This is a genomic window from Stieleria varia, from assembly GCF_038443385.1.
Taxonomy (GTDB): Bacteria; Planctomycetota; Planctomycetia; order Pirellulales; family Pirellulaceae; genus Stieleria; species Stieleria varia.
In genome coordinates, this window is sequence record NZ_CP151726.1 from 8,797,679 (window position 1) to 8,824,334 (window position 26,656).

General features: G+C 56.3%; 17 protein-coding genes. 6 read left to right on the plus strand and 11 right to left on the minus strand.

Annotated features, from left to right (window positions below):
- Nucleotides 1–338: 338 nt before the first annotated feature.
- Both Pla52nx_RS29830 and Pla52nx_RS29835 read left to right on the plus strand, forming a co-directional pair.
- Complete coding sequence (locus Pla52nx_RS29830; RefSeq protein WP_197455072.1) at nt 339–5,696, plus strand: SdrD B-like domain-containing protein; 5,358 nt, start codon at nt 339–341, stop codon at nt 5,694–5,696.
- A gap of 208 nt (nt 5,697–5,904) precedes the next feature.
- A complete protein-coding gene (locus Pla52nx_RS29835) occupies nt 5,905–6,705 on the plus strand; it encodes a phosphoribosylformylglycinamidine synthase subunit PurQ (RefSeq protein WP_146523217.1) in 801 nt (266 codons plus the stop codon).
- A 47-nt stretch (nt 6,706–6,752) separates the two neighbouring features.
- Here the strand turns inward: Pla52nx_RS29835 and Pla52nx_RS29840 are convergent, their stop codons facing one another.
- The 3 genes from Pla52nx_RS29840 to Pla52nx_RS29850 form a co-directional block, all read right to left on the minus strand.
- Nucleotides 6,753–8,714, minus strand: coding sequence for an SHD1 domain-containing protein (locus Pla52nx_RS29840; RefSeq protein WP_146523216.1), 1,962 nt, complete (start codon nt 8,712–8,714; stop codon nt 6,753–6,755).
- Nucleotides 8,715–8,949: 235 nt separating this feature from the next.
- Nucleotides 8,950–10,404, minus strand: a complete 1,455-nt coding sequence (locus Pla52nx_RS29845) for a DUF1501 domain-containing protein (protein WP_146523215.1) — start codon at nt 10,402–10,404, stop codon at nt 8,950–8,952.
- Between the two features lie 11 nt (nt 10,405–10,415).
- Nucleotides 10,416–13,361 carry a PSD1 and planctomycete cytochrome C domain-containing protein gene (locus Pla52nx_RS29850; RefSeq protein ID WP_146523214.1) on the minus strand — a complete coding sequence of 982 codons (2,946 nt, stop codon included), beginning with the start codon at nt 13,359–13,361 and terminating at the stop codon, nt 10,416–10,418.
- 138 nt (nt 13,362–13,499) lie between these two features.
- On the opposite strand from Pla52nx_RS29850, the gene Pla52nx_RS29855 reads away from it, so the two are divergent.
- Nucleotides 13,500–14,066 carry a pyridoxamine 5'-phosphate oxidase family protein gene (locus Pla52nx_RS29855; RefSeq protein WP_146523213.1) on the plus strand — a complete coding sequence of 189 codons (567 nt, stop codon included), beginning with the start codon at nt 13,500–13,502 and terminating at the stop codon, nt 14,064–14,066.
- A 238-nt stretch (nt 14,067–14,304) separates the two neighbouring features.
- On the opposite strand, the gene Pla52nx_RS29860 is transcribed toward Pla52nx_RS29855, so the two are convergent.
- The 8 genes from Pla52nx_RS29860 to Pla52nx_RS29895 form a co-directional block, all read right to left on the minus strand.
- Complete coding sequence (locus tag Pla52nx_RS29860) at nt 14,305–14,496, minus strand: carbon storage regulator (RefSeq protein WP_146523212.1); 192 nt, start codon at nt 14,494–14,496, stop codon at nt 14,305–14,307.
- Nucleotides 14,497–14,885: 389 nt separating this feature from the next.
- Nucleotides 14,886–15,059, minus strand: coding sequence for a hypothetical protein (locus Pla52nx_RS29865; RefSeq protein ID WP_231742742.1), 174 nt, complete (start codon nt 15,057–15,059; stop codon nt 14,886–14,888).
- A 183-nt stretch (nt 15,060–15,242) separates the two neighbouring features.
- Complete coding sequence (locus Pla52nx_RS29870) at nt 15,243–15,812, minus strand: NADAR family protein (RefSeq protein ID WP_146523211.1); 570 nt, start codon at nt 15,810–15,812, stop codon at nt 15,243–15,245.
- Between the two features lie 206 nt (nt 15,813–16,018).
- The gene (locus tag Pla52nx_RS29875) at nt 16,019–17,758 is read right to left on the minus strand and encodes a sugar phosphorylase (protein ID WP_146523210.1); all 1,740 of its coding nucleotides are present in this window, start codon (nt 17,756–17,758) and stop codon (nt 16,019–16,021) included.
- A 324-nt stretch (nt 17,759–18,082) separates the two neighbouring features.
- Nucleotides 18,083–19,294, minus strand: coding sequence for a glycosyl transferase (locus tag Pla52nx_RS29880; protein ID WP_146523209.1), 1,212 nt, complete (start codon nt 19,292–19,294; stop codon nt 18,083–18,085).
- Nucleotides 19,295–19,308: 14 nt separating this feature from the next.
- Nucleotides 19,309–20,187 (minus strand): HAD-IIB family hydrolase, encoded by an 879-nt coding sequence (locus tag Pla52nx_RS29885; RefSeq protein WP_146523208.1) that lies wholly within the window; start codon nt 20,185–20,187, stop codon nt 19,309–19,311.
- Nucleotides 20,188–20,220: 33 nt separating this feature from the next.
- Nucleotides 20,221–21,669: a mechanosensitive ion channel domain-containing protein gene (locus tag Pla52nx_RS29890; RefSeq protein WP_146523207.1), complete on the minus strand. Its 1,449-nt coding sequence runs from the start codon at nt 21,667–21,669 to the stop codon at nt 20,221–20,223.
- Nucleotides 21,670–21,766: 97 nt separating this feature from the next.
- Nucleotides 21,767–22,408: a hypothetical protein gene (locus Pla52nx_RS29895; protein WP_146523206.1), complete on the minus strand. Its 642-nt coding sequence runs from the start codon at nt 22,406–22,408 to the stop codon at nt 21,767–21,769.
- A 277-nt stretch (nt 22,409–22,685) separates the two neighbouring features.
- Between Pla52nx_RS29895 and Pla52nx_RS29900 the strand changes: the two genes are divergently transcribed.
- The 3 genes from Pla52nx_RS29900 to Pla52nx_RS29910 all read left to right on the plus strand — a co-directional run bounded on the left by Pla52nx_RS29900 (nt 22,686) and on the right by Pla52nx_RS29910 (nt 26,310).
- Nucleotides 22,686–23,354, plus strand: a complete 669-nt coding sequence (locus Pla52nx_RS29900) for a HEAT repeat domain-containing protein (protein ID WP_231742740.1) — start codon at nt 22,686–22,688, stop codon at nt 23,352–23,354.
- 61 nt (nt 23,355–23,415) lie between these two features.
- Nucleotides 23,416–25,059: a sulfatase family protein gene (locus tag Pla52nx_RS29905; protein ID WP_146523204.1), complete on the plus strand. Its 1,644-nt coding sequence runs from the start codon at nt 23,416–23,418 to the stop codon at nt 25,057–25,059.
- Between the two features lie 39 nt (nt 25,060–25,098).
- Nucleotides 25,099–26,310, plus strand: a complete 1,212-nt coding sequence (locus Pla52nx_RS29910; RefSeq protein WP_146523203.1) for a Tm-1-like ATP-binding domain-containing protein — start codon at nt 25,099–25,101, stop codon at nt 26,308–26,310.
- The last annotated feature ends 346 nt before the right edge of the window (nt 26,311–26,656 follow it).

Consider the following 26,656-nt stretch of genomic DNA (forward strand, 5'->3'; position numbering starts at 1 on the left):
TCATAGATCTCCTGCGTTTGGGACAGGGCTCTGCACCCTCAGACGCGTCAACGCCGCTGATAATTGGTGGCCAAATCCTATCAACGAGATCGACTCGCCGTTGCGTTTCTAAACGAAAACTAATGGAAAACGACGATGAGCGAGGGCGACGTCGGGGTCAGCTGGGGCGACTCCCTTGGTCAGCCTTTGCGATTGAGGCAAAGTTTCAAAAAACTGCGGAAATGTTGGCGGATCGAGAATCGGGATCCAACTCTCTTGGTCATTGCGGGACTTCGGTGATCTCTCGGATGCCCCTGTTTATTGTCCACTTCGCTTCTCTCCAGCCAGAACCCAAATCCATGAACATCTTGTCACGCCGTATCAACAAGAAGACTCGCCAACGCAAAATGCTTCGTCGGCGTCGATTCTCTCGACTGGAGACGCTTGAAGCAAGACAACTGCTCGCTGGTGATATCAGCGGAGGAATCTACAACGACCTCAATGGCGACGGTGTTCGCGACCAGGGAGAGGACGGTCTGGCAAATTGGACGGTGTTCTTGGATCAAAATCAAAGCGGAACGCTCGATGCAGGAGAACCGTCTGCGTTGACCAATGCCGACGGCGAGTACTTCTTTGGCGGCCTTTCGGCAGGTGACTACCGAGTGGCCGAACTTGTACGTTCGGGATGGACTCCGACGAATCCCGCGTCCGGCTTTCAAGACGTGACATTGTCAGATGGTCAATCAAAGACCGTCAACTTTTTGAATCAAGGCAGCGGTGGGACGGGCGTCATCACGGGGAATGTCTGGCGCGACATCAACAACAATGGCATCCAGGATCCTGAGGACACTGGGCTGGCGGGATGGACGCTGTACCTGGACCTCAATGGAGACAAAGTACTTGATCCTGAAGAACCATTTGTCCTGACCGATGGCAACGGGGACTACTCATTCACCGGACTATTGGGCGGCGGCGGTACCAGTGCGATCGACTACGAAGTCACCATCGTCTTTCCCACCGGCTGGGAGCCCAAGGACGAAAACATCACTGCCGCAGTCATCGACGGACAAACAACATCCGGCATCGATTTTTCGAATTGGCCCGATCCTGAACAGACAACGTCAATCAGCGGTCGAGTGTTCAACGATCTCAATGGCAATGGTGTGCTCAATGCGGGTGAATCGGGGCTTGGTGGCTGGATCGTATTTGCCGATATGAACCTGAACGGCGTCCGTGATACGGGTGAAGTGTTTGGAACGACCTCAAGCAGTGGGAACTACTCGCTGACCGGCCTTGAATCGGGGAACCTACGAATCACAGTCGCCCAGCACCTCGACTACAAGTCGACTTCGCCAGCTTCGGGATTCCGGAATGTAAACCTTGTTCCTGGGGTGCCTGTCAGTGGCGTCAATTTCGGCGCTCAACTGCGCACGGATGCCGCGATCGGAGGTGTGATTTATGTCGATCGTGACAAAGACGGAACCCGGGATCCAGGGGAAGAAGGTTTACCAGGTATCACCGTTTACTTGGATGTTGACAACAGCGGTTCGCTGACGGCAGGCGATCCGAGCATGGTCACGGGCGAGGACTTTTTCTACACGCCCGATGTCGATGAAGCGGGGGCCTATCGCTTTGAGAAACTGGGCGGCGGGACGTATGTGGTGCGTCAGATCGTGCCACCAGAGCTTGATTCGCCAGGCTCCGAAATCGAGCACAGCGTGACGGTCGGTCCCGCGGATGACATCAGCGATCTGGAACTGGGTGATGAATATCGCCCCAGTGAAATTCACGGCATCAAATTTGAAGACGCAAACGGCAACGGATTGCGTGATCCGGGCGAACCCGGTATCGAAGGGGTGACGATCTTCATCGACTTGAATCGTGACAACGTGTTTGACGACGCAGTGGAGCCATCGACACAGACACTTGCCGATGGTTCGTACTCCTTTGTTGGGCTCGAAGCGGATGCCTACATTGTTCGCGAGATCGTTCCCGCTGGCTTTGTACAAACCTTTCCATCAACCGAAAGTGGAATTCTCTGGCCAGAGGGAGTCAGCAACGCAGCGGTTGGCAATGTGACGCCGACGTTGATCGAGACTTCTCTCGCGAAGGATGAGACGTATACGCAAACGGTCAGTCTGACGCTGCCAACCACCGGTGCGCTGACGAACCTGGTCGATGTGTTTTTGCTGTTCGATGACACCGGCAGCTTCACATCGAACAGCCCAATCGTGCGAGCTGCTTTTCCAAATATCATCTCGCAACTGCAAACCAAACTGCCGGGAATTGACCTTGGGTTTGGAGTCGGTCGGCTGGAAGAGTACGGCGGGTTTGCCTCGGAGTACGGAGCGGGACGCCCATTCACACTCAATCAACCGATCATCGCGTCGGACGTCAGTGGATTCTCGGCATCAATCCAATCCGCACTCGACCATGTTGCCCCAGGTTACGGTGGTGACGGACCTGAGACGGTGATCGAAGCACTTTACCAAATGGTCAGTGGTGCCGGATTCGATGGCAATAACAATGGATCGCTGCTTGATAGTGGGGCAGCGGGATTGTTGTCGACGCAAACGAGTCCTGGCAACAGTGGCGATGTTCCCGCGTTCTCCTCTTTTACGCCAGATCCGGCAAACGGTGTCTTGCCGGCATCCGGAACGATTGGCGGAGCTGGCTTTCGCTCGGGTGCCCTGCCGATCATCATCACCGCGACCGATACCGGATTCGCGTATCAGCCCAAAGGCGAAACCAGCATTGTCGGCATCGACGGCTTGTCCGTCCCCGTGTCTCAATTGACCGCAGCATCGCGGGGCTCATCACCTTTTGGCGCGGGGGCTGGGATTCAAGAAACCGTTACCGGGCTCAATGCCCTCGGGGCCTTGGTCATTGGACTCGGCACCACGGACTCGCCATCATCTGCACCGCGGCAGGGACTGGAGGCTCTCGCCAATCTGACCGGTGCGATCAATCGCACGACCAACACCATCGACAACGGCACGGCCGACGCGATCGCCCCGAATGATCCGTTCTACTTTAAGATTGGTAGCGGTGGTGATCCACTGGTGGGCAACATCGCCGACGGCATCGTCGCGGCGATCGATGGTGCCGTGACCTCCGTCAACGTCAATGTCACGCTGCGTGCGTCCGATCCACGTGTCCACCTCAGTTTTGATCCGGGAGTGATCAACGGACTTGGCGCGGGCGATACCGCAACGTTTGACGTGACTTTTACCGGTGACGGTCGACCACATCGTTTTGATCTGCAGTTCATCCGCGAGGGCACCGATGTCGTGCTCGGGTCGATCCCCGTCGTTTTGGGCACGCCCGTCGAAGGTGACGGCTACGAATATGAAGACTGTGAGGATGGGGAACATAGCCAGGAAGTCAACTTCGGAAATCAGCGGATTGACGGGATCACTCCCAACGTTGCACCAAGCTTTACAGTCGGTGCCGATCAACTTGTGATGGAAGACGCAGGACCGCAAACGGTGACGGGCTGGGCGACCAACGTCAGCCCTGGTCCCGCCAGCGAGTCGACTCAGTTGATCGATTTCATCGTCAGCACTGACAACAACGGACTGTTCGCGATTCAGCCGACGGTCGCTCCCGATGGCACACTGACGTTCTCGCCTGCTGCTGATGCCTTCGGCTCGTCAATCGTGACCATTCAAGCTCATGATGATGGCGGTACGGCTTTGGGGGGCATGAACACGAGTGCTGCCCAGACCTTTGTGATCGAGGTGAGCCCGGTCAACGATGCCCCAATCGGGCTTCCTATCATTCTCGCCCAAACGATCGACGGCACGGGCTCAATCACCCTGACTGAACCGACGAATGTTCAAAGCGGCAACCTGCTCACGGTCGACACCTCTGGCATCAGCGACGCCGATGGATTGGGCACATTCAGCTTTCAATGGTTGCGTGATGGAATTGCGGTCACAGCAGCATCGAGCGACACCTACCTCGTCAGCGAAACGGACGTGGACGCTCGAATTAGCGTGCAGGTGAGCTATACCGACGGAGACGGAACCCTGGAAACCCTGACGAGTGCCGAAGTCGGCCCTGTCAGCGCTGCCAACTCGGCACCCATGGGGGACGTACTGGTGGTAGGCACACTGACAGAGGACGAAGTCTTGACTGCGGACACCAGCGGAATCACGGACGCTGATGGTTTGGGTGCATTCAGTTTCCTTTGGAGCAACGGTGCGACGACCCCCTCGATCACTCTGGGCGACTCGGATGTAGGTCAAAACATCGGAGTGACGGTTAGCTACACCGATGGCGGAGGAAAACTGGAGCATGTGGCCAGTTCGATCGTTGGGCCAGTCGCCAATGTCAATGATGCCCCCACAGGCGAAGTCATCGTTCTCGGGACACCCCAAAATGGGCAGGTGTTGACCGCGGACGCCAGTGGTGTCTCTGATCCGGATGGCCTGGGAATGTTCAGCTACGCCTGGAGCAACGGTGCAACGACACAGTCGATCACCTTGGGTGATTCCGATGTTGGGCAGAACATTTCCGTTGCCGTCAGCTACACCGATGGACACGGCACCAACGAAGGGCCCCTGACAAGTGTCCCTACAGCGGCAGTTACCGACATTGCATCGGCGGGACCAAAGTTCTTTGTAGTCGATCAGTCGCAGCGAAGAGTCTTTGAATACGACACAGACGGCAATGCTCTCGAGAACGATCGATTGGACAAAGAAGGCGAGAAGCCTCGCGGCATCGCTGCAAACGCAGACGGGTCGCTGTCTTGGGTTGTCGACGGTGATGGCGAAGTCTTTGTCTATAACCAAGACCATGAACTACTCGGATCGTGGAAACTCAAGGAGATCGATAAACCGGAGGGGGTTACTGTCCACGGTGATGACTTGTGGATCGTTGATCGTGAAAACGATCGCGTCCACTTCTTCGCCGGGGGTGCACTGCGTCGATCTGGAAAAGCCGAGTCCACATCGAGTTTCCGACTCGATCGCGCCAACCGTAACCCAATGGATGTCGTTACCGATGGAGTCAACCTTTGGGTCGTCAATGACACACGAGGCGTTGACAAAGTCTTCCGGTATGACATGCAGGGAGTGCTGGAAGGAAGTTGGCAAATCGACGCTGCGAATGCGAAACCGACCGGACTGACAATCGACCCCAGTGACGTCAGCCACATCTGGATTGTCGACTCCCGTAGCGACTCGGTGTATCAGTACGACCAAGCAGCCGGTCGTGTCTCAGGAAGCCAGGATGCGAACGCTTCTTTCAAGCTTGCTGAATCCAATCGGAACCCGCAAGGAATCGCCGATCCGTTGGCATCAGTCGCAATGGGAGGGGCCAGAAAATGGACGAAGCTTGGAAGCTCAGCTGACGATTCAGTGATTGCCTGGAATAACGTCATCAGCCCGTTGGATGCAAACGACGATGGCGATGTCTCCGCGTTGGACGCGTTGGTCGTCGTCAACCATCTCGGCAAAGGCCGAGCGACGAGCGTGGCCGATTTGGACGTCGATGCTCCATTCGTGGATACGAACGCTGATGGACTGGTCACGGCCCGCGACGCGTTGGTCATTGTCAACTCGCTCAAACGACAAACCCATGCGTTCAACGCTGAGTCCATCGACAGCGTGATCAGCAAGTTGGCTGACCGTGAGGATGAGAGATTCACGTTTGAGAATGATTTCGACGACATCCTCGCCCTCATCTCCAGGGGCGGATCGCGACGCGATTGACCCCTAGGGATACTTACTCAGGGTTGTGGCTTTGGAACATTGCCTGAATGCATCTCCCAAAGCCCGTTTGCGAGGAAACGGCGAAAGTCGCGGGACCGGGCGCAAATCAGTGATTTTTGGGCAAATCGCGATTTTCCCGGCCCTGTTCGGCTGGCGGCTGAGTTTTTAGACTGGCAACTCCAGATCCTTTCCCGCAACGAACAAAGACATGGCGACCCCACGAGTCCTGGTGTTACGTGCCCCCGGCACCAATTGCGACGTAGAAACCGCGCACGCATTTCAGCTTGCCGGTGCCCAAGCCGAGAGCGTCCACGTCAATCGGCTGATCGAAAACCCCGCGCTCAAGGATCGCTACCAAATCCTCTGTGTTCCCGGCGGGTTCAGCTACGGCGATGACATTGCCGCCGGCCGCATCCTGGCGACCCGGCTGCGACGCCACCTCGCCGATCTCGTGGACACCTTTGTCCACGGGAGTGGTGACCGACTGGTTCTGGGAATCTGCAATGGCATGCAGGTGCTGATGCGTCTGGGCGTCTTGACCGAGGGCGTCGGAAACGGCGCATCAGAGCCCGCCACGCTGACGTGGAACAACCACGGACGATTCGAGGATCGCTGGGTGCACTTGGCCACGCACGGCAGCTCCTGCGTTTTCTTGCGTGACATCGAACACATGTATCTGCCGATGGCCCACGCGGAGGGCAAGTTTGTCGCGGCCAATGATGCCACGCTGGGGCAGTTGCGTGAGGCGGGACGTCTGTGTCTGCGCTACGCGGATGGTGAAGCCGGAGGCGTCCAGGACGAAATCTTGAATTTCCCCGCCAACCCCAACGGGGCCGACGCCAACGTGGCCGGCGTTTGCGATGCCAGTGGTCGCGTGTTCGGCTTGATGCCGCACCCAGAACGCCACCTGCTAGCCACCCACCACCCATTCTGGACTCGACGCGATGTCCAACCGGAACACGGTGACGGTATGAAACTGTTCCAAAACGGTGTGGACTGGTTCGCGTAGTCAGCCAAGCCATTGTCGCTCGACGTTCCACGTCGATAGCGGACACATCACTTGGAGTCGACGAGGCCTTTGGTGGTGAAGTTCGACGTCATCAACGCGGTGCTGGATCGGGCGCCAGGGCCTTGGTTTTCGCTCGGCTTCTGCATGAACTCGGGAAATCGAGTGCTGCCAAAGATCGACAGATTGGGCTTCTTGCCCGCTTCGTCGAGTGCCTGTTGCATGGTTTGCCCTCGTTTTGTGGCCAATATTCCAGGCACGTTGCTGCTGCTGCGTGACCAAAGATCTTTGCCCTGCCACTGCAGCTTCACCCTCGACTCATACTTGTTGACGATGTAGGAGCCCGCAGCGATATAGCTGACGGCCTCCTGTTTGGGGCCGGTGATCGTCGCCACCACCTTGATCGGCGAGCCGGCGGAGATTTTGTAGCCTGAATCCGCGATGGATTTTTCAAGTCCCTGCTGTACTTCAGCGCGGTGCTGTCCGCTCACGCCCGAGACATCGATGGCGACTTCACATCCTGGGTGCACCAGGAACATCGTGGGGTCCGACTGAGCCTTTTCCAGCATGGCTTTCGCTGCGGGATGGGGAAATTCGGCAGACACGAATACGCCATGATCCCCGGCTTGGACGGCAATGAAGGAAACACCGCCGATGGTGCTGATCGAACTGGCTCCGCTGTACTGACAGACTTGGATCCGGGTCGGCAGGTGTACTAACAGCGAGTCATCCAGCAACGCGTAGTCATTGTTAGGAAAAGACAGACCACGAGTGGCAACGGGTCCCTTGGCCAAGGCAAACTCCTCGGCCCATTGTCCTGACTGGACGTCCAGAACACGAATGTCGGAATTCGACGTGAATAGCAACCGCGTTCCGTCTTCGCTCCATTGCAATTTGGGCCACCCAACCGTGGTGCCTTTGTCCAACGACAAGCTGCCCAGGACTTGGGCCGAATCCAAGTCCATCACCGCAACCGTTTTGTCATCGACAAGGGCCAATCGTTTGCGGTCCGTGGAAACGGCCAATGCAAAGTTGCGTTCGTTCAAGCGTGCGTGCCAAATGGGCTCGCGTGTTGCGATTCGCCACAACACCAAGTGCCCTTTATCGCTCATGGTCAACAAGTTGTTTCCGTTGACGGGAAAGGCTTGCAGGACATCGGCATTGGCGATCTTGCCAAAGTCCTTCTTATCCTTGGGGTAAGGCACCCAACTCGGTGTGCGTTGGATTGACTTTCCGGTCACTCGCCAAATCTGCAATTGGTCTTTGGTCTCTCCATCATCACGGCGACCATCACTGTTACCCACCATCAAAACATCGTTTCCGCTGTCCAGCAAAGTCAGCGGGCGCATGTCGGCTTGGACAGGCTCCGCTGCAATTGCACGTCCCGATTCCAGATCAACCAATGTCAGTCGAGACATGGTTTGAGGAACCGTGAAAGAAACGGTGTAACCCAATGCGGCACGACGACAGAACGGATTGACCGTCATCGAGTGCATGCGTTCGTGAAAATTACTCTTCGGGCCCAACGTCACCGGCTTGGATTCAAACGCTAGGGCGTTGGACACCACCGGAACGTTCCACGCGACGTCGTTGACGATGGTCACTTGCCTCGCTGCATCCCAATTGGGTGTGCTGGGCTCGGACCACCCCATCGCACCGGTACTTGCTCCCGAACCACTTGCTGGTGTGGCAGTCGCAGCGGGTGCTGTCGGTGCTCCCGCATCCTCGACCATCTCAAATGGATTGCTGTCTTCGTTCAAGAATGCTTGATCGGCCGCGCTTAACTTGGCGACCGGTATCCGCATGGTCTTGCCGTCGGAATTGCGAATGGTGGCAACTCCGTCGACCACACTCACCAGACTTGCGGTGACTTTGAAGCGACCGGTGGCATCGGACCACTCGCGCATCGTATCTTGCGCGGAGCAGGTGACGGGAATTCCGATGGCGGACAACAACACAACGGCGGCGAAAAGCAAACAAGGAGTGCCGCAGGAATAGAATGGAACTTTCATCTCTTGCTCGATCCAAGTGATGGGAAGGAAAGGTGAGGGTTGAACTGGCTGAGATCTGGGGTGACCTAATGCAGCATCGTTTTGGACTCGGAGAGGTTGTGAGTTGCTCTCATACACGTAGCCGAGCCTCTCGGGACGTGCGATTTATAAGTTTCCGCTTGCGGATTGTCGTTCGACTCTCCGAGTCGACAACGTGCAGCGGAAAACGCTTTCGATTTGGAAAGTCGAGCGACAATTACGATAGGATATCGTGAACCACGTTCCCGTGCACGTCGGTCAGTCGGAAGTCACGGCCCATGAATCGGTAGGTCAGTCTTTCGTGGTCGATTCCCATCAAGTGCAGGATTGTCGCGTGCAAATCGTGGACGTGCACCGGGTTTTCGGTGGGTGCGAACCCCAGCTCATCCGTTTCACCATAAATGAAACCCGGCTTCACTCCTGCTCCGGCCATCCAAACCGTAAACGCATCGATGTGGTGGTCACGCCCGACCGACTGGCGGACTTCACCCATCGGCGTGCGTCCAAACTCTCCGCCCCAGATGACCAGCGTATCTTCCAGCAATCCCAGTCGCTTCAAATCCAATATCAACGCCGTCGTCGCGCGATCGATCTCTTCGGTTCGTTTCGGAAGATCCGTTTGGATGTTTTCTCCACCGCCTCCGTGATGGTCCCAGTTGGTGTGATAGAGTTGGACGAAACGTACGTCGCGCTCGATCAAACGACGGGCCAGCAAACAGTTGGCAGCATAAGACGGCTTGCCGACCTCGACACCGTACAGATCCAGCGTTTCTTGGGTCTCGTCTTGGATACTCATTAGCTCCGGAGCGCTCGTTTGCATCCGATAGGCCATTTCATAGGCTGCAATGCGAGTCTCGATTTCCGGGTCGCCCACGTGATGGTGATGCAATCGATTCAGATCGCCCGCGGCATCCACAAAGGCGCGCTGACCGTCCATGCCCCCGATGCCATCGGGCGTTTGCAAATTCAGGATCGGCGAAGCACCCTTTCGAAACGGGACGCCTTGGTAGGTGGACGGCAAGAAACCACTGGACCAAAGCTGTGCTCCGTTGCGAGGCCCACGCGGCCCACTTTGCAAAACCACAAAACCGGGCAAGGAATCCGATTCGCTGCCAATTCCATAACTGAGCCAGGACCCCATGCTGGGGCGTCCGGTTTGCGCCGACCCCGTGTTCATAAAAATCTTGGCCGGCCCGTGATTGAACACGTCCGTTTGCATCGTCTTGATTTGACAAATGTCGTCCACGATCTTTCGATGGTGGGGGATCAAGTCCGAGAGCGTCGCTCCGCACTGGCCATACGTCCCAAAACTGCGGGTGGGACCAAGGAGCGTCTCGTTGCCCTTGAGGAAAGCAAAACGTTTTCCCTGCAGCATCTCCGCAGTCGGTGCTTTGCCACTCAACTCCGCCAGTTTCGGTTTGTAGTCGAACAGTTCCAGCTGACTGGGACCACCCGCCATGAACAGATAAATGATCCGCTTGGCTTTGGCGGGAAAATGTGTCGGTTTGGCCGCCAGAGGATTGATCGCGCTGGGTGATGCCAAGCCGTCGCGGTGCAGCAGTGAAGCGAGTGCGAGCGAACCGATTCCGGTTGCCGTGCGTCCAAACAAATGGCGGCGAGTGATCGCGCGGTGCTCTTGCTGTTGGTGATGTAAGGATTCGTTTCGATTCATGTTTTGCAGTCTTATTCTCGGGTGATGAATTCGTCGAGATTCAGCAGCACGCGTGCGGTGGCCGCCCATGCAGCGGCGTCAACCGTGTTCGAATCTTGCTGTCCGATCAACGCTTTGGCATCATCGGGGTGCGATTCATAGTATGACACACGCTCGGTGTAGAACTCGGCCACGCGTCGGGACTCTTCTTTGGTCGGTGGACGGCAGAGCGCCAGTTTGAACGCCAGCTCAACCCGCGATGCAAAATCGTCGGTCTGTTTTCGAATTCGCTCGGCCATCGACGCACACAACTCCATCAGTGAAGCGTCGTTTGCCATCGTCATCGCTTGCAGCGGAGTATTGCTGCGGCTCCGGCGTGTGCAAGCGTTGTCACGGTCCGGTCCATCAAACGTGACCAGCATGGGATACACGTTGGCTCGATAGATCGTCGTGTACAGGCCACGTCGATACCGATCCTCGCCCTTGCTCTCGGGCCAAGTGTGATTAGCGGAACTGGTGCCGATCACGCCGGGTGGGATCGGTGGAAACACACTCGGGCCGCCGATGGTCGGACTCCACTTACCGCTGGCACAAAGCGCCAGGTCGCGAACAATCTCGGCTTCCACGCGATAACGCCGCTGATGCGACAGCAACGCGTTCTTTGGATCAACAGCCAGTGCATCGGCGCGATAGTGGGACGACTGACGATACGTCGCCGACATCGCGATCAACTTGTAGATTCGCTTCAGACGCCACCCACCGTCCATCAGCTCTGTCGCCAAGTAGTCCAGTAGCTCAGGGTGCGATGGCAACGAACCTTGGTATCCAAAGTCATTTTCCGTTTCGACGAGTCCCATGCCGAACATGTGTTGCCACATTCGGTTGACTTGCACGCGTGCGGTCAATGGGTTGGCCCGATCGTTGATCCAATGAGCCAAGTCCAATCGATTGGCGGGGCGTTCCTCAGGTGCCGTCCAAGGATGTAACACACTTGGTGGTGCGGGCTGGACGTCGGCGCCGGGATCCAGGAAATCTCCTCGCAATTGAATATAGGAATGACGCGGTTTGCTTCGCCCGGCCATCACCAACGTCTTGGGTACTGCATCCTGGAGAGCTTTCTGACGCTTCTGGAGTTTCTCTTGCTTGGCCTGCAGCCGAGCCAGCTCGCTGTCCGGTTCGGGGAACAATGTCGGATCAGACCCCTGCGACCACTTCATTCGCCCGATGTTGTACCCGTTGCCTTGGTCGTATGTCCGAAGACGGATCTCCATCTCTCCGACAACGGGCTGCTCGAATTCAAAATACGCATGTCGATCATGATGGATGGAGCCGCCGCTCACATTGATCGCCCATCCATCGGTCGTGTTACCGTTGTAGGAATTCTCGATCGGATGGCCGGCTTGTTCGTGGTCGGCAAACGCGCGACCGATTGCAACGCGATTGCCATCAACGGAAAACTGCAGGTCGGCCAAGACGAAGTTTCCGTTGCCCGCTCTTCCAGGTCCCTTGCCCGGCAGTGAAGGATGCGTCAACGTCTCGAGTTGGATGTACCGGGCGGGCTGCGAAAGTTTGGCCCGAATCACGTAAGTATCGATCGACGGATTCGCACCACCGGCAAGAATGGATCCGTCTTCCAATTGGGTCAGCGTGCTGCCGCCCGTGCTTTCAAAATGCACCAATTCCAGGTCTTGCCACTGTCCGGAATCCGCGGTCTGCGTGGAGTCGCTTTCCTGAGTCGCTTGTTTGCTCTTCTCCGCATCGATCAAAACTTGGATCTGTGCCAACTCTGCCGCAACCTGCTTGGATTCCTCCGACGGCTCCGGCGGCGTGACCGAGATGGTTCGCTCATCGGCATCATTAAAGAACGCGTAGAGCTGGTAGTACTCACTGTGCGTCAGCGGGTCAAACTTGTGCGTGTGGCACTGCGCACAGCCGACGGTTAAGCCGAACCAGACAGCGCCCGTCGTATCGGTCCGATTCTTGGTCCGCTCGACACGATACTGCTCTGGGTCCGATCCGCCTTCGGTTTGATGAGGTGTGTTTCGATGAAAACCTGTGGCGACGAGTTGGTCGATTGTGGGATCGGGCATCAGGTCGCCGGCCAGTTGTTCCAGAGTGAACTGATCGAACGGCATGTCGGCATTGAGGGACTTGATCACCCAGTCCCGATACGGCCAGATCGAGCGGACGCCGTCATTGGCGTAGCCGTTGGAGTCTGCATAGCGAGCAAGGTCCAACCAGTGGCGGGCAAACCGTTCACCGAAGTGTTGCGAGGAGAGCAAGCGATCGACGAGTCTTTCATAGGCATCGGGATCCGAATCGTTGACAAACGCGTCGACGTCACCGGGAGTCGGCAGCAACCCCGTCAAGTCCAACGACAGTCGTTTGATCAGCGTCGCGCGATCTGCTGCAGGGGACGGGTCCAACGAATGCTGCTTCAATGCCCGACTGATGAAATGATCGATTTCGTTGATCGCCCACTCGCCATGCGGTGCTTGGGGAATCGTTGGCTTGACAATCGGTGCAAACGACCAGTGTTCTTCAAACGGTGCCCCTTGATCGATCCACCGCTTCAGAATCTCGATCTCGTTTGCATTGAGCGATTTGCCGGACTCCGGGGGCGGCATCTTGGTGTCCGGATCGTCTGCGGTGATGCGAGCGACCAACTCACTGGCCTCCGCATCACCCGGCTTGATCGCTTGATAGCCACCCATGTCTTGCGTCGCTGACTCCGCGATATCAAACCGAAGTCCTGATTCACGTTTCTTTTCGTCCGGTCCGTGGCATTGAAAGCAGCGATCAGAGAGTAGCGGTCGGATATCGCGATTGAACTGAAGCGTTCGCGTCGTGTCGGATAGTTGGCCGTCAGGCGATTCTGCGTCTGCGTGGATACCGACAGCAAACAAAACGGACAACGCCGACAGAAAGACGAGGAGAAGAGATTTAGGTAGGGACATATGCAGGCTGGCAGGAGGCATTCGCAGTGTTCTTGCTCGCGGGCGGGTTGCTCACGGAACCGGGCGTGTTCGAGGCAAGCCTTTAGGATAACCTACGAATCCGAGAACTCATAACAGCGAATTCATCGCTGCCGGAACGGCTGCTACGAAAGTACATTCATGGGCAAGGTTTACCCGTCGATCGACGAAAAATTGCGTGATTTCATTGAAAAACAGCACGTTTTTTTCGTCGCCACCGCGCCAAGATCTGACAGCGGCTTGGTGAATCTCTCGCCCAAAGGACTCGACTCACTGCGAATCCTCGACGAGCGAACCGTCGTCTACGCCGACTTGGTGGGCAGCGGAATCGAAACAGCCGCTCATGTGCAAGAGAACGGCAGGATCGTCTTGATGTTTTGTGCCTTCGCCGGTCCGCCAAAGATCGTCCGCCTACATGGCCGTGGTGAAGTGATCCCTCACGTCCATGCCGATTACCCGCAATTGGAAAATCATTTCCCCCAACTTTCTGGTTTGCGATGCTTCATTCGCATCGATTGCCACAGGATTTCTGACTCCTGCGGATTCGGCGTCCCATTGTTCGAGTACCAAGGTCAGCGTTCACAACTGACGCAGTGGGCAAGCCAAAAAAGTCTGCAGTCATTAAACGACTATATCGAACAGAACAACCGAGAAAGCCTGGACGGACTGCCTGGACTGTCGCCTGATATGACAGACGGTGAGCGTTAGCCCGGATGATTCATAACCCGACGCGTCACAGCTCATTGTCAAGAATCTGTTTGCGATGAAATCAACCATCCGCATGAGTAACCCGGGCTAGTGACTTGCTGAGTTAGTGCGTTATGGGGATTGAATCACGGTAAAGCGGGCAATCATCGTTGTCAGGGAGATGATTGCTGGCCAAGAGTGACCTATCCCACGACTAAATCAACAAGTCGAACGCATTTCGGTCACCAGCAACAATCGCTTAACGTCCATTCAACTCCCGTGACGTTTCGGACTCACGATTGGTCTCCGCCAATTCGCCCCGACGAATCGCCACCTCACGGGGCGCTTCGATACCGATTGCGACTCGGTTGCCCGCAATCTTTGTGAGTGTCACAATCACATCGTCGCCGATATGCAAGCGTTCACCCGACTTTCGTGAGAGTACCAGCATGGTTCCATCCTCGTTGTTGGGAAAGAAATGATTTGTCGTCCGAGTGACTGCAAGCTTTGTGCCAGTCAAAGGCGTTTTTCACGAGGCTCCCAACCGTATGCCTAGCAATGCAAGGCTAGCAACCGTTGGCCGATGGATCGGATGACGCAAACTGGGCGATGGTTTGCAATGAAATGACAGTGCCGACAGACGATCGCGATCCAACAACTGCCCAACAGCTAAAATGAATCGTGTTCCAAAAGAACGTCAAAACGAGAAATCAGCTCACCCCTTAGGGCGATCGCGCAATCCATAGTGAATGATTGTCAACCAATTTGATAGCCAATCTGCCAAGGAAATGGCCTTTGACACATCAATTACACACCGCTGTAGATCGAGCACCACGCCGATCAAGTTTTCCCGACTGGCAGTGCGGTAACATTCTCCAGTGGTTGGCCACAGCAGCGGAATTCGGTGGTGCAGTCTTCGCAATCGCAGCCATTGGTGACGTGTATTTCCAAACGACATTTGCTGCAGCGATACATGTTCCCGATCTTGGGCGGTTCCATTTTCTTGGTAGGCATGATTGGTTTTCTGGAGTGAAGGAATGATCGTTCTGGACACCATGGATTGAGACACGATGCAATCAACAGCAGTGCAACCAGCAGTTCAAAGCCACAAGTAATGCAAACGACGTTCCCAATTGGTGGATTGGTTGTTCAAGTCTTGACGACAACCTTGCCACGAATCGTCACTGGGTAATCCGTTCAAATGGGTCTTGAAAACAGCAACGCTTTAGGAAACCGTGGCGTTGATGCGTCTCGCATTTGGGGATCCAAACGGAATTCCTTTCGCATTTCTGTTAGCAAGCAGCCCAGAACGTTCTGACCGACCAGGAGTTGGTCGTCATCCGGTTGCGGCGCGGCACCCCAGAAAGCATCCCGACGTGAGAGCTCGACGATGGGCAAATCTGCGCTCAAGCCAAATGCGTCGGACATCCGTTGTGCGTTTGCCTTGATCTTTCGTGCCAGCACCCATCGCATCACGTCAATGCGAATCTCCATCCAGTCCTCGCGTGTCACAGCGTCATGGTCACGTGCGATGGTTTTACTGGTCTTGGGTGCATCGGCATCCAGAATGTGAAACTGCACCTCCGGCAGATGCGGAAAACGCATCGCTTGATACAGATGCTCCGATGACGGCACGACGTACCCATGAATCGGAATCGGCATCCCGCTGGCAAAGTTCGAAAAGTCTCCCAAAGGATCACTTGTTCGACAAAACCAAGCGGAATCCTGTCGTTTCCAGCGTTGCGTGACAAATTCTGTATGCGGCATCCAGATGGTCTCCGTTGTGTGTGTTGTCTGGACGACACCAAACGGACAGAACAGGATCACCAATAAACCGAGAATGCCACAACCTCAACCTTTTGACCGCCCAGGCTAACGCTGGGCCGCCACGCGATAGATAGCGTCCCGTTCTCACGCCTAGACTCGGGAACCAGATGCTCTCTTTCGCCCTGCGGCTGATGAATGATCCTCGCTTAGCGATTGGTGATCCAAAGCGATTGATAGGGCTGTAGCTCGATCTCGCTGGTTCGATCATCGAACTGCTGCCCTGAAATGGCATCGTACCAAGAATCCGTGGAGATCAAATTCAGGTCAGACAACCTGAGTTCCTGTACGCCCGCAGTCATGTTGTGAACACAAAAGATGCTTTGACTGCGGTCCGTGCTCTGACGCCAGAACGCAAAGAATGGCTCTCTCGGCTGCAAGGTGAACTGGGTCGCATTGGGATGAAACGCTTCATTGCGACTGCGGATTTGCATTCGGCGAGTGAGTTCCCTGAAGACCCGACTGTGAACCGAAGCATCGTCGCCCAGTTGTTCTTGCAGCTCCGACCAACTCCATTTGTGTCGATTGATGCTGCGATTGTGTTGAGTTTTTGCCACACCCGCTTGATCATTCGCCGTGGCCAACAGGCTGTGAATGTAGAACGCGGGGATTCCCTCCAATCCCATCATCACCGTTTGTGAACACAAAAATCGCTCGACTTGCCATTGGTCATTCCCCTCAACGGTCCCCTGCATTGCATCGAACAGCGATACATTCAGTTCGTAAACTCGTTCGCCACCGTCAGCCGTACGGCGTGTCGAGACCCGGCCACCAAAGCGTCGAACGGTTTCGACGAGTTGCAGTTGTTCCTCGTCCGAGAGCAAACCTTCCGCCGGTCGCATGCCGATCCCGTCGTGCGACGCCGTGAAATTGAGGTAAGTGCAACCGACCGGCGCCGGCGGCATGCTCATGATCCATCGCTTGAGGTATTCCGTCTTGCCCGTCAACAGTGAGTGAATCAACAAGGGTGCCAGGCTGAAATTGTAGATCACATGGGCTTCGTTGCGATTGCCAAAGTAAGTCAGGTTCTCATGATTGGGGACGTTCGTTTCCGTGATCAGCAACGTCCCAGGGGCAAACGCATCGGTGACGGTTCGGATCAGCTTGATGACTTCGTGTGTCTGTCGCAGGTGCATGCAACTCGTGCCCGGTTGTTTCCACAGGAAACCCACCGCATCGAGTCGAAAGACGCTGACGCCCTGTTGCAAGTACAACCGAATGATCTTCAAGAATTCCAGCAGCACATCAGGATTGCGAAAGTCCAGGTCGACTTGATCATGACTGAACGTGCACCAGACATGCTTCAGTCCGTCGGCCGTTTCCGTGGGACGTAATAAAGGTGATGCCCGAGGACGGACGACCTCCGACAAATCATCCCCCACGTTTGCTTCCATGAAAAAGGTGGCACCGGGGTCGACACCCTTGCAGAAATTCTGAAACCACTGACTCTGTGACGAACAATGGTTGATCACAATGTCCGCCATCAGTCGATAGCGTTGCGAGATCTGCGAAATCTGTGTCCAGCCACCCAGTTGCGGATTGACCTTTGTGTAATCGATCACCGCGAATCCGTCATCCGAACTGTACGGACAAAACGGCAACACGTGTACCGCCGAAACCGAATCCTTGACGTATTGATCCAGAAACTGCTGGAGCGTCTCAAGTGGAACAGTATCATTGTCGATGACGGAATCACCGTACGTGATGAGCAAACAATCTCGCTCAGACCACAGCTCATGCAAAGGCAACGGCACTTGAGGTTCAAAGCCGTCGAAGACCATGAGGACGGTTTCGGCAAGCTCCTCCGCATCGGCTTCGGGATACAGAAAGCCAATGTGTTGGCAAAGCTGTGAGTGAACTTGAGATCGATCTTGAGGTGGAGGAGCCATCGGAACAACTGCTGAATGCGTAGGTGGTGTTTGTCGGCACCGACATGGCTGAACGCTGTTTCAACGAACGGCCAATGCAACGATGACGGACGCAGCGGATTTCACCAGAAACCCACTTCATTGGAAGGAATTCTGACGAAGATCCACCATCAAATCGAACAATGGTTTTCTTTTCGTTGCTTAGCGGTTGGCCATTGCGCGTTGTCCGTCACCTAACGGCAAACCGCTCGTATTTTTGCAACATTTTGTAGTGGACGAGGTCACGAGTCCCGTGCGGCCGGACTCGTGACCTCGTTCACTACGCCCGTAGATGACCGCTGGTCGTCAACGGTTATCTGCTTCCACCGCTCCGAGCAGCATGTCGTAAACTTGGGGAATCGCGCTGGTCACACGTGACCAATTGTGAATGAAGGGGCTTTCATCGGGGTGATTCAGGAAAGCGTCCCCTGCTGCGACAATCACCCTGCTGAACAGTTCGACCGTCGCCTCCTCCTGGTGTCGATCCAGATTCAAACCGCTCATGACGGCATCGTTGTGATAATGGTCCACAACGTCTAGCGCGGTGCGGTAGTAACATGCCTTCAGAGATCGCAGCATGCTACTGCTGATGACAATTCCCTCAACGGCCAGTTTGCGTACGAACGCTTTGCAAATGTCCATCGCCATCCGATGCAATCCGTTGAGTCGATCATCTTCTGAAATGATTTGATGTTTGTGATCATAGGCGTCGGCGATATCGACTTGGCAAATTCGGTTCAGGTTGCAGTTGCGATACATTTCCGACAGCGTGCCGATCTCAAGTCCCCAATCGCTTGGGAACCTTAACGAGGTCACAACCTCTTTGCGCATCGAAAATTCACCGGACAGTGCGTAGCGAAAGCTGCCCATGTAGTCGAGATACTCGACGCGCCCGAGAACCGTTTTGAGAGCACGGATCAGGGGGATGACCAAGAGTCGGAACACTCGACCGTTAAGTTTTCCGTGTGCCGCTCGGTAGTAGTAGCCCTTGCAGAACTGATAGTGAAACGAAGGATGTGCCAGCGGGTAAAGTAGTCTGGCCGGCATCGATCGGTCGTACGTCAAGATGTCACAGTCGTGCAGTGCGATGGCTCTGGATTTACCCGAAGCGAGGAAATAGCCGAGGCAGTACCAGACATTGCGACCTTTGCCGGGTTCGGTTGGGGCGATTCCCTCGGCATGCAACGCCGCGTCGACATGCCGTAGTCGGGTTCCGTCGTTCCAGAGCACGACGTGATTTTGCGGCAGGCGATCAAAGAACCTTTTGGCGGCTTCGAATTGATGCTCATTGGCACGATCCAATCCGATGATGATCTCGCTCAGGTAAGGAATCTTAGCCAGCTCGTCGACGATCGGCCCCATCGCCGGACCTTCCAGCTCCGAGTAAAGACAGGGCAGCAACAAAGACATGGGAGTCTCAGCGGAATACTGAACCAACTCCGATTCAAGCTCGTCGGTGGAGCGATTCCGCAGATTGTGAAGCGTTCCGATGATTCCGTTTTGGGCAAAGTCAGCCATGATCGTTCGTTTGCTTAGACGCTCCAGGAGTTCAGATCAGGATCGACAGATCCATCGATGCGAGAGAGCAGCTCGGTGATCGCTTGGGCCCAGCCCGCCGCACCTTGCTCGGTGGCCACGATTCCACGTTGGCCATCGATGTTGACTCCCAAACCATTGGCCGTCGGGATTCCGATCGGGACATCTGCCGCATCGAGCATGCTTTGGTCGATCGGACTGTCACCGATAGCTGCTGTGATCAACCTTTCATTCTCTTTGGAGAATTTAGCGATCACACGCTGCATTGCGATACCCTTGCTCGTTCTGCCCGCGACATGCCAAAAACGGCCGCCTTTGGTCAGTGTCAGATTATGAGCAACCAACTGTCGCTCAAACTCGACGCGGTGTTCGTCGGAATCATCCCAAAGCAAAGGTTCCGTTCCGCGACGCTTTAAGGCAAGAGCCGCTTTTTCCGCAGACAGTTGCGTCTCAAGAGCGACCCCGCTGACGCCCATGTCGGCAAACGATCTGAAGCGAAAACTCCGTTTCATTCCATCGAGAAGCGACAAAATATCGGTGCGGGATGCGCCAATGACCTCCGTCTCATCGGTCGGATGGTCCGTCTGGGAAGTGGACTGCAAGGTGCTGGGCGATGACGGAGTACTGGTAACATCGTTGCCCCAGCAAATGACGGAGCCATTCTCGGAAATCAAAGTGTTTCCTTGCAGTCCGAGCTCACCGCTCAACGCGATCATTTCCGGGACCGTTTTGCTGGAATTCAAGACGACCGGGATTTGGCGTTTGCGCAATTCCAACAAAGAGGATTTGGCCGGTTGCCAGTCATAGTCGTGCTTGTTCAGCAAGCATCCATCGAGGTCCGTGAAGATCATCAATCGATTGGGATTGGCAAGCATGACCGCGAGTATATGCGATCACGGCATCACCCGCTATTGATTTGGGGGATCCGTCGTCGGGGTTTCCAGGATGTTTTCGGAGTCATTGATAGGGACTTCTCCCAGCACCGCGACGACGTCTTCGGCATCGCTGTGCAAATCGCCCTCGCCCGGGGACTCGGTGGGTTCGTGCGCGAGCTTCTTATGCGCCCGTTTGGCAAGTGAGTTGCGAGGGTCGGCGTCCGAGCGTCGCAACAACTGAATCGGGACCGCATCGGGGAAGACGATCTCTCGCGCTTCATCAGGCAACACCACCCCCGCGTCACGCAACGTCTGCTTGGTCTGACGGATCAGAGCGCTCTTGACACGGTCGCCGGAATGCGACTGTTGGTTGAACCAATACCTGCACTGCAGATTCACGGTCGAACTGCCCAATGAATCGACCAGCACCGTCGGTTCTGGTTCATTCAGAACGGCCGGATGCGATGTCAGCACTTCCATGATCATTTCCTGCACTCCTTGAACCGAATCGTCGTATCCGATTCCAATCGCAAAACTTTGACGACGCAGCGGCGAGGTGCTGAAGTTCGTGATCTGGCCTTTGTAGATGATGCTGTTGGGAATCTGTACTTGGTTGCCTTCGAAGGTGGCCAAGATGGTCGCACGAGTCGTAACGCGGCGAACGAACCCGGTCGTCCCGTTGACTTCGATCAGGTCGCCCACGCAGAAAGGATGCTGCAAGCTCAACAGCACACTGGAAAGAAAGTTTTCCGCGATGTCACGAAAGGCAAACCCGATTGCCAAGCCGATCAACCCAGTTCCGCCCAACAAGGTGGTCGCCAAACGGGTCAAGCCTGAGACTCGCAACGCGATGTGCAGCCCGATCAGAAACACCAACACGCCGATGACCGTGGCGACGACTTGACGAAGCAGTTTGCTATCGGTCTCAGGCGAGAAGAACCTGCGAGTGATCCGCGCAGACAACTTGGCAAGCAGGTAGAACGTCAGGATCACGATGACAGCGACGACCAAAAGTGGCAATGAGGTCAAGAAGTCACGCAGCATCTCGCGTAATGATTTCCGCGCGGGCGTCAGATCAAACAGGGGCTTTTCCGTGACGGTGATCCGATTGACCACAGCGACAACGTCCCGCGTGTGCATCGCGGTCTGCTCGGCCCATTGACGATGCGATTCTGAATCCGCGGTTCCCGACAGAAAGACGACGCCATACTCGACGTTGATGTCGGCACCGCGAAACCACCCGGTTGCTTCCATGATCTCCGCCAGTCGGCGTTCGATCTCCAGGTCGCTGTTATCGGGAACGACTTCGACCAACTGCGCAACACCGACGACTTCGACGGTACCATCGGGAGACACATCTGTCTCTTTGCCCCCGTTGTCTTGCGCGGAGACAGGGACGCAGACAGGCACGCAGACCGCGGCGGGAAAAATGAATGCGACCAGCAGAATCAACCAAGCGATGTTTCCGATTCGATTCAACATGCGTGTGCCATGCGAGCGGCTTGCTGGTTCATTCTGCGATGGGAATTGAATGTCGGCCCAGAGTGACCGACCTAGGGTTCAATCAACAATTCTTTGATTAGGATCCGGCGGTATCCGGCTCGTTCAACGCATCATCGGTCTCGGACGTTGGTGCCGCGTCGGTCGTCGGTGCGATCTCGCTCGTGGACTCTGTGGCGGCTTCGACTCCCGGTTCTTCGCTGATCTCTTCTCCCATTTCCCCGATGGATTCTTCCCACGAGTCGGTGATCTCCAGTTCAAACTCGCTACCGTCCTCCATCACCAAGACGGCGCGTGCGGTTTGGTCTTTCTGGTTGGTCCGGTAGTAAATTTTGCCGCTGCCTTTGTCGCCTTGAACATCGACCACCATCGTGGTGACGTCCCCTTTGCCTTCGTTGGCGGCCGCCTTTTGCGCTTCGGTGATCGTCGCACCAAAGTTGGGACCCGCCGATTGGACTTCGCCGATATTGTCTTTGAACACTTGCTGATCGCCGAATTGACTGGCAACCTCTTCCGTCATGATGTCGCTCATGGCGGATGTTGTTGTTCGATACACGAAAAACGTCGCCCCGCAGCACACGATGCACCCCAGCAGGAACACGCCACCGACGATGCCCAGGACCCACAGCCAGACGCTGTTGTTTCCTTGCGGCGGTTGGCTGCCGTATCGATTTCCGCCCTGAAAGTCGCTTTCAAACGGATTGTTGGGTGCCATCGACATGATGCTCGCTCGTTCTTCGGAGAAAAAAACTGGCCAGAAAATGGCATTCGGAATGGCTTTCAATCATCGATTCGCCCCACCTGGGACGTGTTGAAGCCGCTCAGTGCATGCCTGATTGGTTACATTAGAGCGAATCTGCCATGTCCATGACAGCCAACATCAGTCGCGCCCCAGCACTTCCATCTGGCCCTCCCTTGGCCTCCATCCTGACCTGTATTCTTTGATGAAAAATCTGGCCCACCACCCAAGCATGCTTCGCCACCGTCCTCTCCACCCGATGCATCTAACGCTCGCGGTCGCGTCGTTTTGGTCGCTCGGTGGTTTCACGTCATTCTCTGTGGCGACAGACGCCTTGCCTGCCACAATTCTGAGTCAGGCAGATTCCAAAGGGGCAGCGTCTGAGACGCCCCAGGCCGATCGGCCAACCATCGCCGGTCAATCAATGGGTCAATACGCCGAGCAGCTCGACGACGAAAGCCGGGTTGTGCGGTTGCGGGCGATCAAAAGCCTCGGTGCGTTCGGCAGTCCCGCAGCGGAACACATTGTCGCCGCGTTGACCCACAAGGACGCGGGGGTTCGATACATCGCGGCCGTGCATCTGGGGCACATCGGGGGCGAATCGCTCAAGTCTGCTGTGGAAACGTTGCAGCAGCAATCCGAAGGCGAGTCGTCGTACGCCGTCAAAATGGCAATCGCATTCGCATTGTGCAACGCAGATGTCGACACACAATCTCATCTTCAAACCTTATCTGCGGCGTTGGACCATCCCGATCGGGGAACCTCATGCAGCGCTGCCGAGCTGCTGGGTGACTTGGGATCAAAAGCCGAACCGGTGCTCGCAAAGCTGCGTGACGTCCATGCCAAGAACAAACCGGGTGTCAAAGGCGGCGACTACCACCGCGGCGGAGCCGCAATGAACGCGATTCGGAAAATCACGGCCACCTAGAACACCTCAGCAAAACACCGCGACAAAGAATTGCCGTCAGACCCCAAGATCCACCCAAGCCATGACCGCCCGATACACCCCATCAGCTCAGACCCTCGCCATGCGTCTCGTTTTGATCGCATCCTTTGTGACCAGTCTCGTTCTGACCGCCCATGCCGAGCACAGACCGAACATCGTTTGGATCAGTTGCGAAGATATCTCGCCCAACCTGGGATGCTATGGCGATCCGCACGCGATCACACCCAATCTGGATCGGTTGGCCAAGCAAGGCGTCCGATTCGATCGCGCGTTCACACCGGCCGGCGTCTGCGCCGTGGTCCGTAGCAGCGTCATCACAGGCATGTACGCGCCATCGATCGGCTCCCAGCACATGCGCAGCAAGATCATTCCACCGGCCGATGTGCAGACCCTGCCCCTGTTGCTTCGCCAAGCCGGATACTTTTGCACCAACCGCAGTAAGACCGACTATCAGTTTGATGAAGTGCCCAGCATGTGGGACCGACAAGGCAACCAGCACGGCGATTGGCGAGAACGGGACGACCCCGAACAGCCTTTCTTTTCGGTCATCAACATCACCGTTTGTCACGAAAGTCAGATTCGGCACAGCGAAGAAGCACACGCGAAAGTGATTCAGCGGATCGGTCAAGCCAACCAGCACGCCCCCGACAAAGTCGCCGACACCTTGCCTGCTTATTTGCCCGACACGGCAGCGGCGAGAAAAAACTGGGCTTGGTACCACGACAACATCACGCTGATGGACCAAATGGCGGGCGAAGTCCTGCAGCGTCTGGAGGATGACGGCTTGGCCGACGACACCCTGGTGGTCTTTTGGAGCGATCACGGCATGGGGATGCCTCGCGGCAAACGCTGGATCTATGACACCGGCACCAAGATCCCCATGATCATGCGGTGGCCCGACAAGCTCGATGCCGACACCCGACGTCCCGACTTGGTCAACACGGTCGACCTCGCACCCACAATGCTGGCCGTCGCCGGCGTGGACGTCCCACGCAACATGCAGGGCCGTGTGATCGTCGGAGAAAAATCGGGCAAGGAACCGCCGTACCTTTATTTTCACCGCGACCGCATGGACGAAGTCTACGAGTTGCAACGCGGCGCTCGCGACCGTCGCTGGAAATACATCCGTAACTACGAACCTGAAAAGCCCTACTCGCAGCGGCTGGACTACATGGACGAGATGCCCGCGATGGTGCAGTGGCGACGATTGGCGGCAGAGGGCAAATTGACCGGCGGCCAACGCAATTGGTTCCAAACCCCCAAACCGATCGAGGAACTCTACGACACCGAGAACGATCCCTGGGAAATCGACAACTTGGCCCAACGCCCTCAGTACGCCGATCGACTTTCTCGCATGCGTCAAGCCACGCAACAGTGGCAGGAAAAAATCGGCGACATGGGTCTGATTCCGGAAGCGGTGATGATGGAGGAGATGAAACCGGGCGGCGTGACACCGCAAGTCGATCCGCCTTCATTTGATCGCTCCCGCGATGGTCACATCACCCTGACATGCAGCACGGAAGGGGCCGCCATCGTGTACCGCATCGGCAAAGCAGACGGCTGGTCCGCGTGGCGGCTCTACACCAAATCGTTTTCCCAGCCGTCCAGCCGGGTCGAAGCACAGGCGTGCCGGCCAGGGATGGAGTCCAGCCCGATCGTCAAGTTCGACGGGGCAAACAAACCTTAGTGTGAAGTATCGCCGTCCTCTCCATCATCCGTCTCAATCATGCCCACCATCGCTGTTCTTGGAACGTACGACACGAAAGGAGACGAGCTGGAGTTTGTCGCTCGCAAGATCTTTGATTCGGGAATGTCTGTCCTCCGCGTCGATGTCGGCACCGGCGGACCGCCATCGGTCACACCGGACATTCCGCGTGAGCAAGTTGCCGGCACGATCGATGCTGATTTGCAGACCATCGCTGGCGATCGTGGACGTTGTGTCGAAGCGATGGGCCGCGCTGCTGCCAAGTTGCTCTCGGAACTGGTCGACGCCGGACGTATCGATGGAGTGATTTCGCTGGGCGGCGGTGGCGGAACATCGATCGCCACCACAGCCATGCGAGCATTGCCGATCGGGTTTCCTAAGTTGATGGTTTCGACGATGGCCAGCGGTGACACGTCGGTCTATATCGGAACGAAAGACATCGTGATGATGCCCAGCGTCGTCGATGTGGCGGGGCTGAATCGAATCTCGCAAGTGATCTTTTCTCGCGCCGCCGGTGCCATCTGTGGCATGGTGGCCGCCGACGTGGAAACACGATCGGCCAAACCGATCATCGTCGCCAGCATGTTCGGCAACACCACGCGGTGCATCGAATCGGCCAGACCGATCTTGGAGTCCGCTGGCTACGAAGTCCTGATCTTTCATGCCACCGGTACCGGCGGCCGGGCGATGGAGGACTTGATCGCCAGTGGGATGGTGGCAGGAGTGTTGGATTTGACGACGACCGAGTTGGCCGACGAGTTGTTGGGCGGAATTCTCTCGGCCGGCCCGAATCGTTTAAGCGCCGCGGCCGTCGCGGGAATTCCCACCGTGATCGCACCGGGATGTCTCGACATGGCAAACTTCGGCGCACGCGACACGCTGCCCGAGCGTTATGAGGGGCGGGTCATCTATCAACACAACCCAACTGCGACGTTGGTGCGAACCAACGTGGAGGAATGCCGAGCACTTGGCACGCGGCTCGCCCAGCAAGCCGATCGGTACACCGGTCCGGTGACGATCGTGATCCCCACCCGAGCTATCAGTGTGATCAGTGCCGCCGGTCAAGCGTTCCATGACGTGGATGCCGATCAAGCGTTGTTTGACGCGATCGAAGGATCGAGCAAACCCGTGATTCGAATCGATGCAGAGATCAACGACGAGTCATTCGCGGTTGCGGCGGCAAACGAGTTGCTGCGTCTCTTGTCGCTCGGCTCTGCCGAGCGTTTTACGTAGTCGAGCGTCTCGGGACGTGCAGAAAATAATTGTCGCGAAATCCACGTAGCAATCATCGATTCGCGTGATTTTGGCAACGAGAGAGGACACATATTCTCCAAACCGACCACGAAGCGGTTAAACAACATAGCCTGGGGTCGCGGCGAAGCCAGCACACCCCGGGTTAGCTGCGGAGCAGCGACAGCATACAGCATGGGGTGCCAACCCCATGTTTCTGCAAGCGAGTCCGCCCAGAAGCTGCGGAGCAGCGACAGCATAAAACGTTTGGTGCAGCCCACAGCACGCGGTGGTCTGGATGCAATCTGTCGCCGCTCCGCGGCTTGTTGGCGGCGTCGGGCGGTGTTCA

What these genes read in the sequence shown, in the direction of transcription:
- Pla52nx_RS29830 (WP_197455072.1), top strand. Translation starts at nt 339, where the DNA reads ATGAACATCTTGTCACGCCGTATCAACAAGAAGACTCGCCAACGCAAA.
- Pla52nx_RS29835 (WP_146523217.1), top strand. Translation starts at nt 5,905, where the DNA reads ATGGCGACCCCACGAGTCCTGGTGTTACGTGCCCCCGGCACCAATTGC.
- Pla52nx_RS29840 (WP_146523216.1), bottom strand. Translation starts at nt 8,714, where the DNA reads ATGAAAGTTCCATTCTATTCCTGCGGCACTCCTTGTTTGCTTTTCGCC.
- Pla52nx_RS29845 (WP_146523215.1), bottom strand. Translation starts at nt 10,404, where the DNA reads ATGAATCGAAACGAATCCTTACATCACCAACAGCAAGAGCACCGCGCG.
- Pla52nx_RS29850 (WP_146523214.1), bottom strand. Translation starts at nt 13,361, where the DNA reads ATGCCTCCTGCCAGCCTGCATATGTCCCTACCTAAATCTCTTCTCCTC.
- Pla52nx_RS29855 (WP_146523213.1), top strand. Translation starts at nt 13,500, where the DNA reads ATGGGCAAGGTTTACCCGTCGATCGACGAAAAATTGCGTGATTTCATT.
- Pla52nx_RS29860 (WP_146523212.1), bottom strand. Translation starts at nt 14,496, where the DNA reads ATGCTGGTACTCTCACGAAAGTCGGGTGAACGCTTGCATATCGGCGAC.
- Pla52nx_RS29865 (WP_231742742.1), bottom strand. Translation starts at nt 15,059, where the DNA reads ATGCCTACCAAGAAAATGGAACCGCCCAAGATCGGGAACATGTATCGC.
- Pla52nx_RS29870 (WP_146523211.1), bottom strand. Translation starts at nt 15,812, where the DNA reads ATGCCGCATACAGAATTTGTCACGCAACGCTGGAAACGACAGGATTCC.
- Pla52nx_RS29875 (WP_146523210.1), bottom strand. Translation starts at nt 17,758, where the DNA reads ATGGCTCCTCCACCTCAAGATCGATCTCAAGTTCACTCACAGCTTTGC.
- Pla52nx_RS29880 (WP_146523209.1), bottom strand. Translation starts at nt 19,294, where the DNA reads ATGGCTGACTTTGCCCAAAACGGAATCATCGGAACGCTTCACAATCTG.
- Pla52nx_RS29885 (WP_146523208.1), bottom strand. Translation starts at nt 20,187, where the DNA reads ATGCTTGCCAATCCCAATCGATTGATGATCTTCACGGACCTCGATGGA.
- Pla52nx_RS29890 (WP_146523207.1), bottom strand. Translation starts at nt 21,669, where the DNA reads ATGTTGAATCGAATCGGAAACATCGCTTGGTTGATTCTGCTGGTCGCA.
- Pla52nx_RS29895 (WP_146523206.1), bottom strand. Translation starts at nt 22,408, where the DNA reads ATGTCGATGGCACCCAACAATCCGTTTGAAAGCGACTTTCAGGGCGGA.
- Pla52nx_RS29900 (WP_231742740.1), top strand. Translation starts at nt 22,686, where the DNA reads ATGCATCTAACGCTCGCGGTCGCGTCGTTTTGGTCGCTCGGTGGTTTC.
- Pla52nx_RS29905 (WP_146523204.1), top strand. Translation starts at nt 23,416, where the DNA reads ATGACCGCCCGATACACCCCATCAGCTCAGACCCTCGCCATGCGTCTC.
- Pla52nx_RS29910 (WP_146523203.1), top strand. Translation starts at nt 25,099, where the DNA reads ATGCCCACCATCGCTGTTCTTGGAACGTACGACACGAAAGGAGACGAG.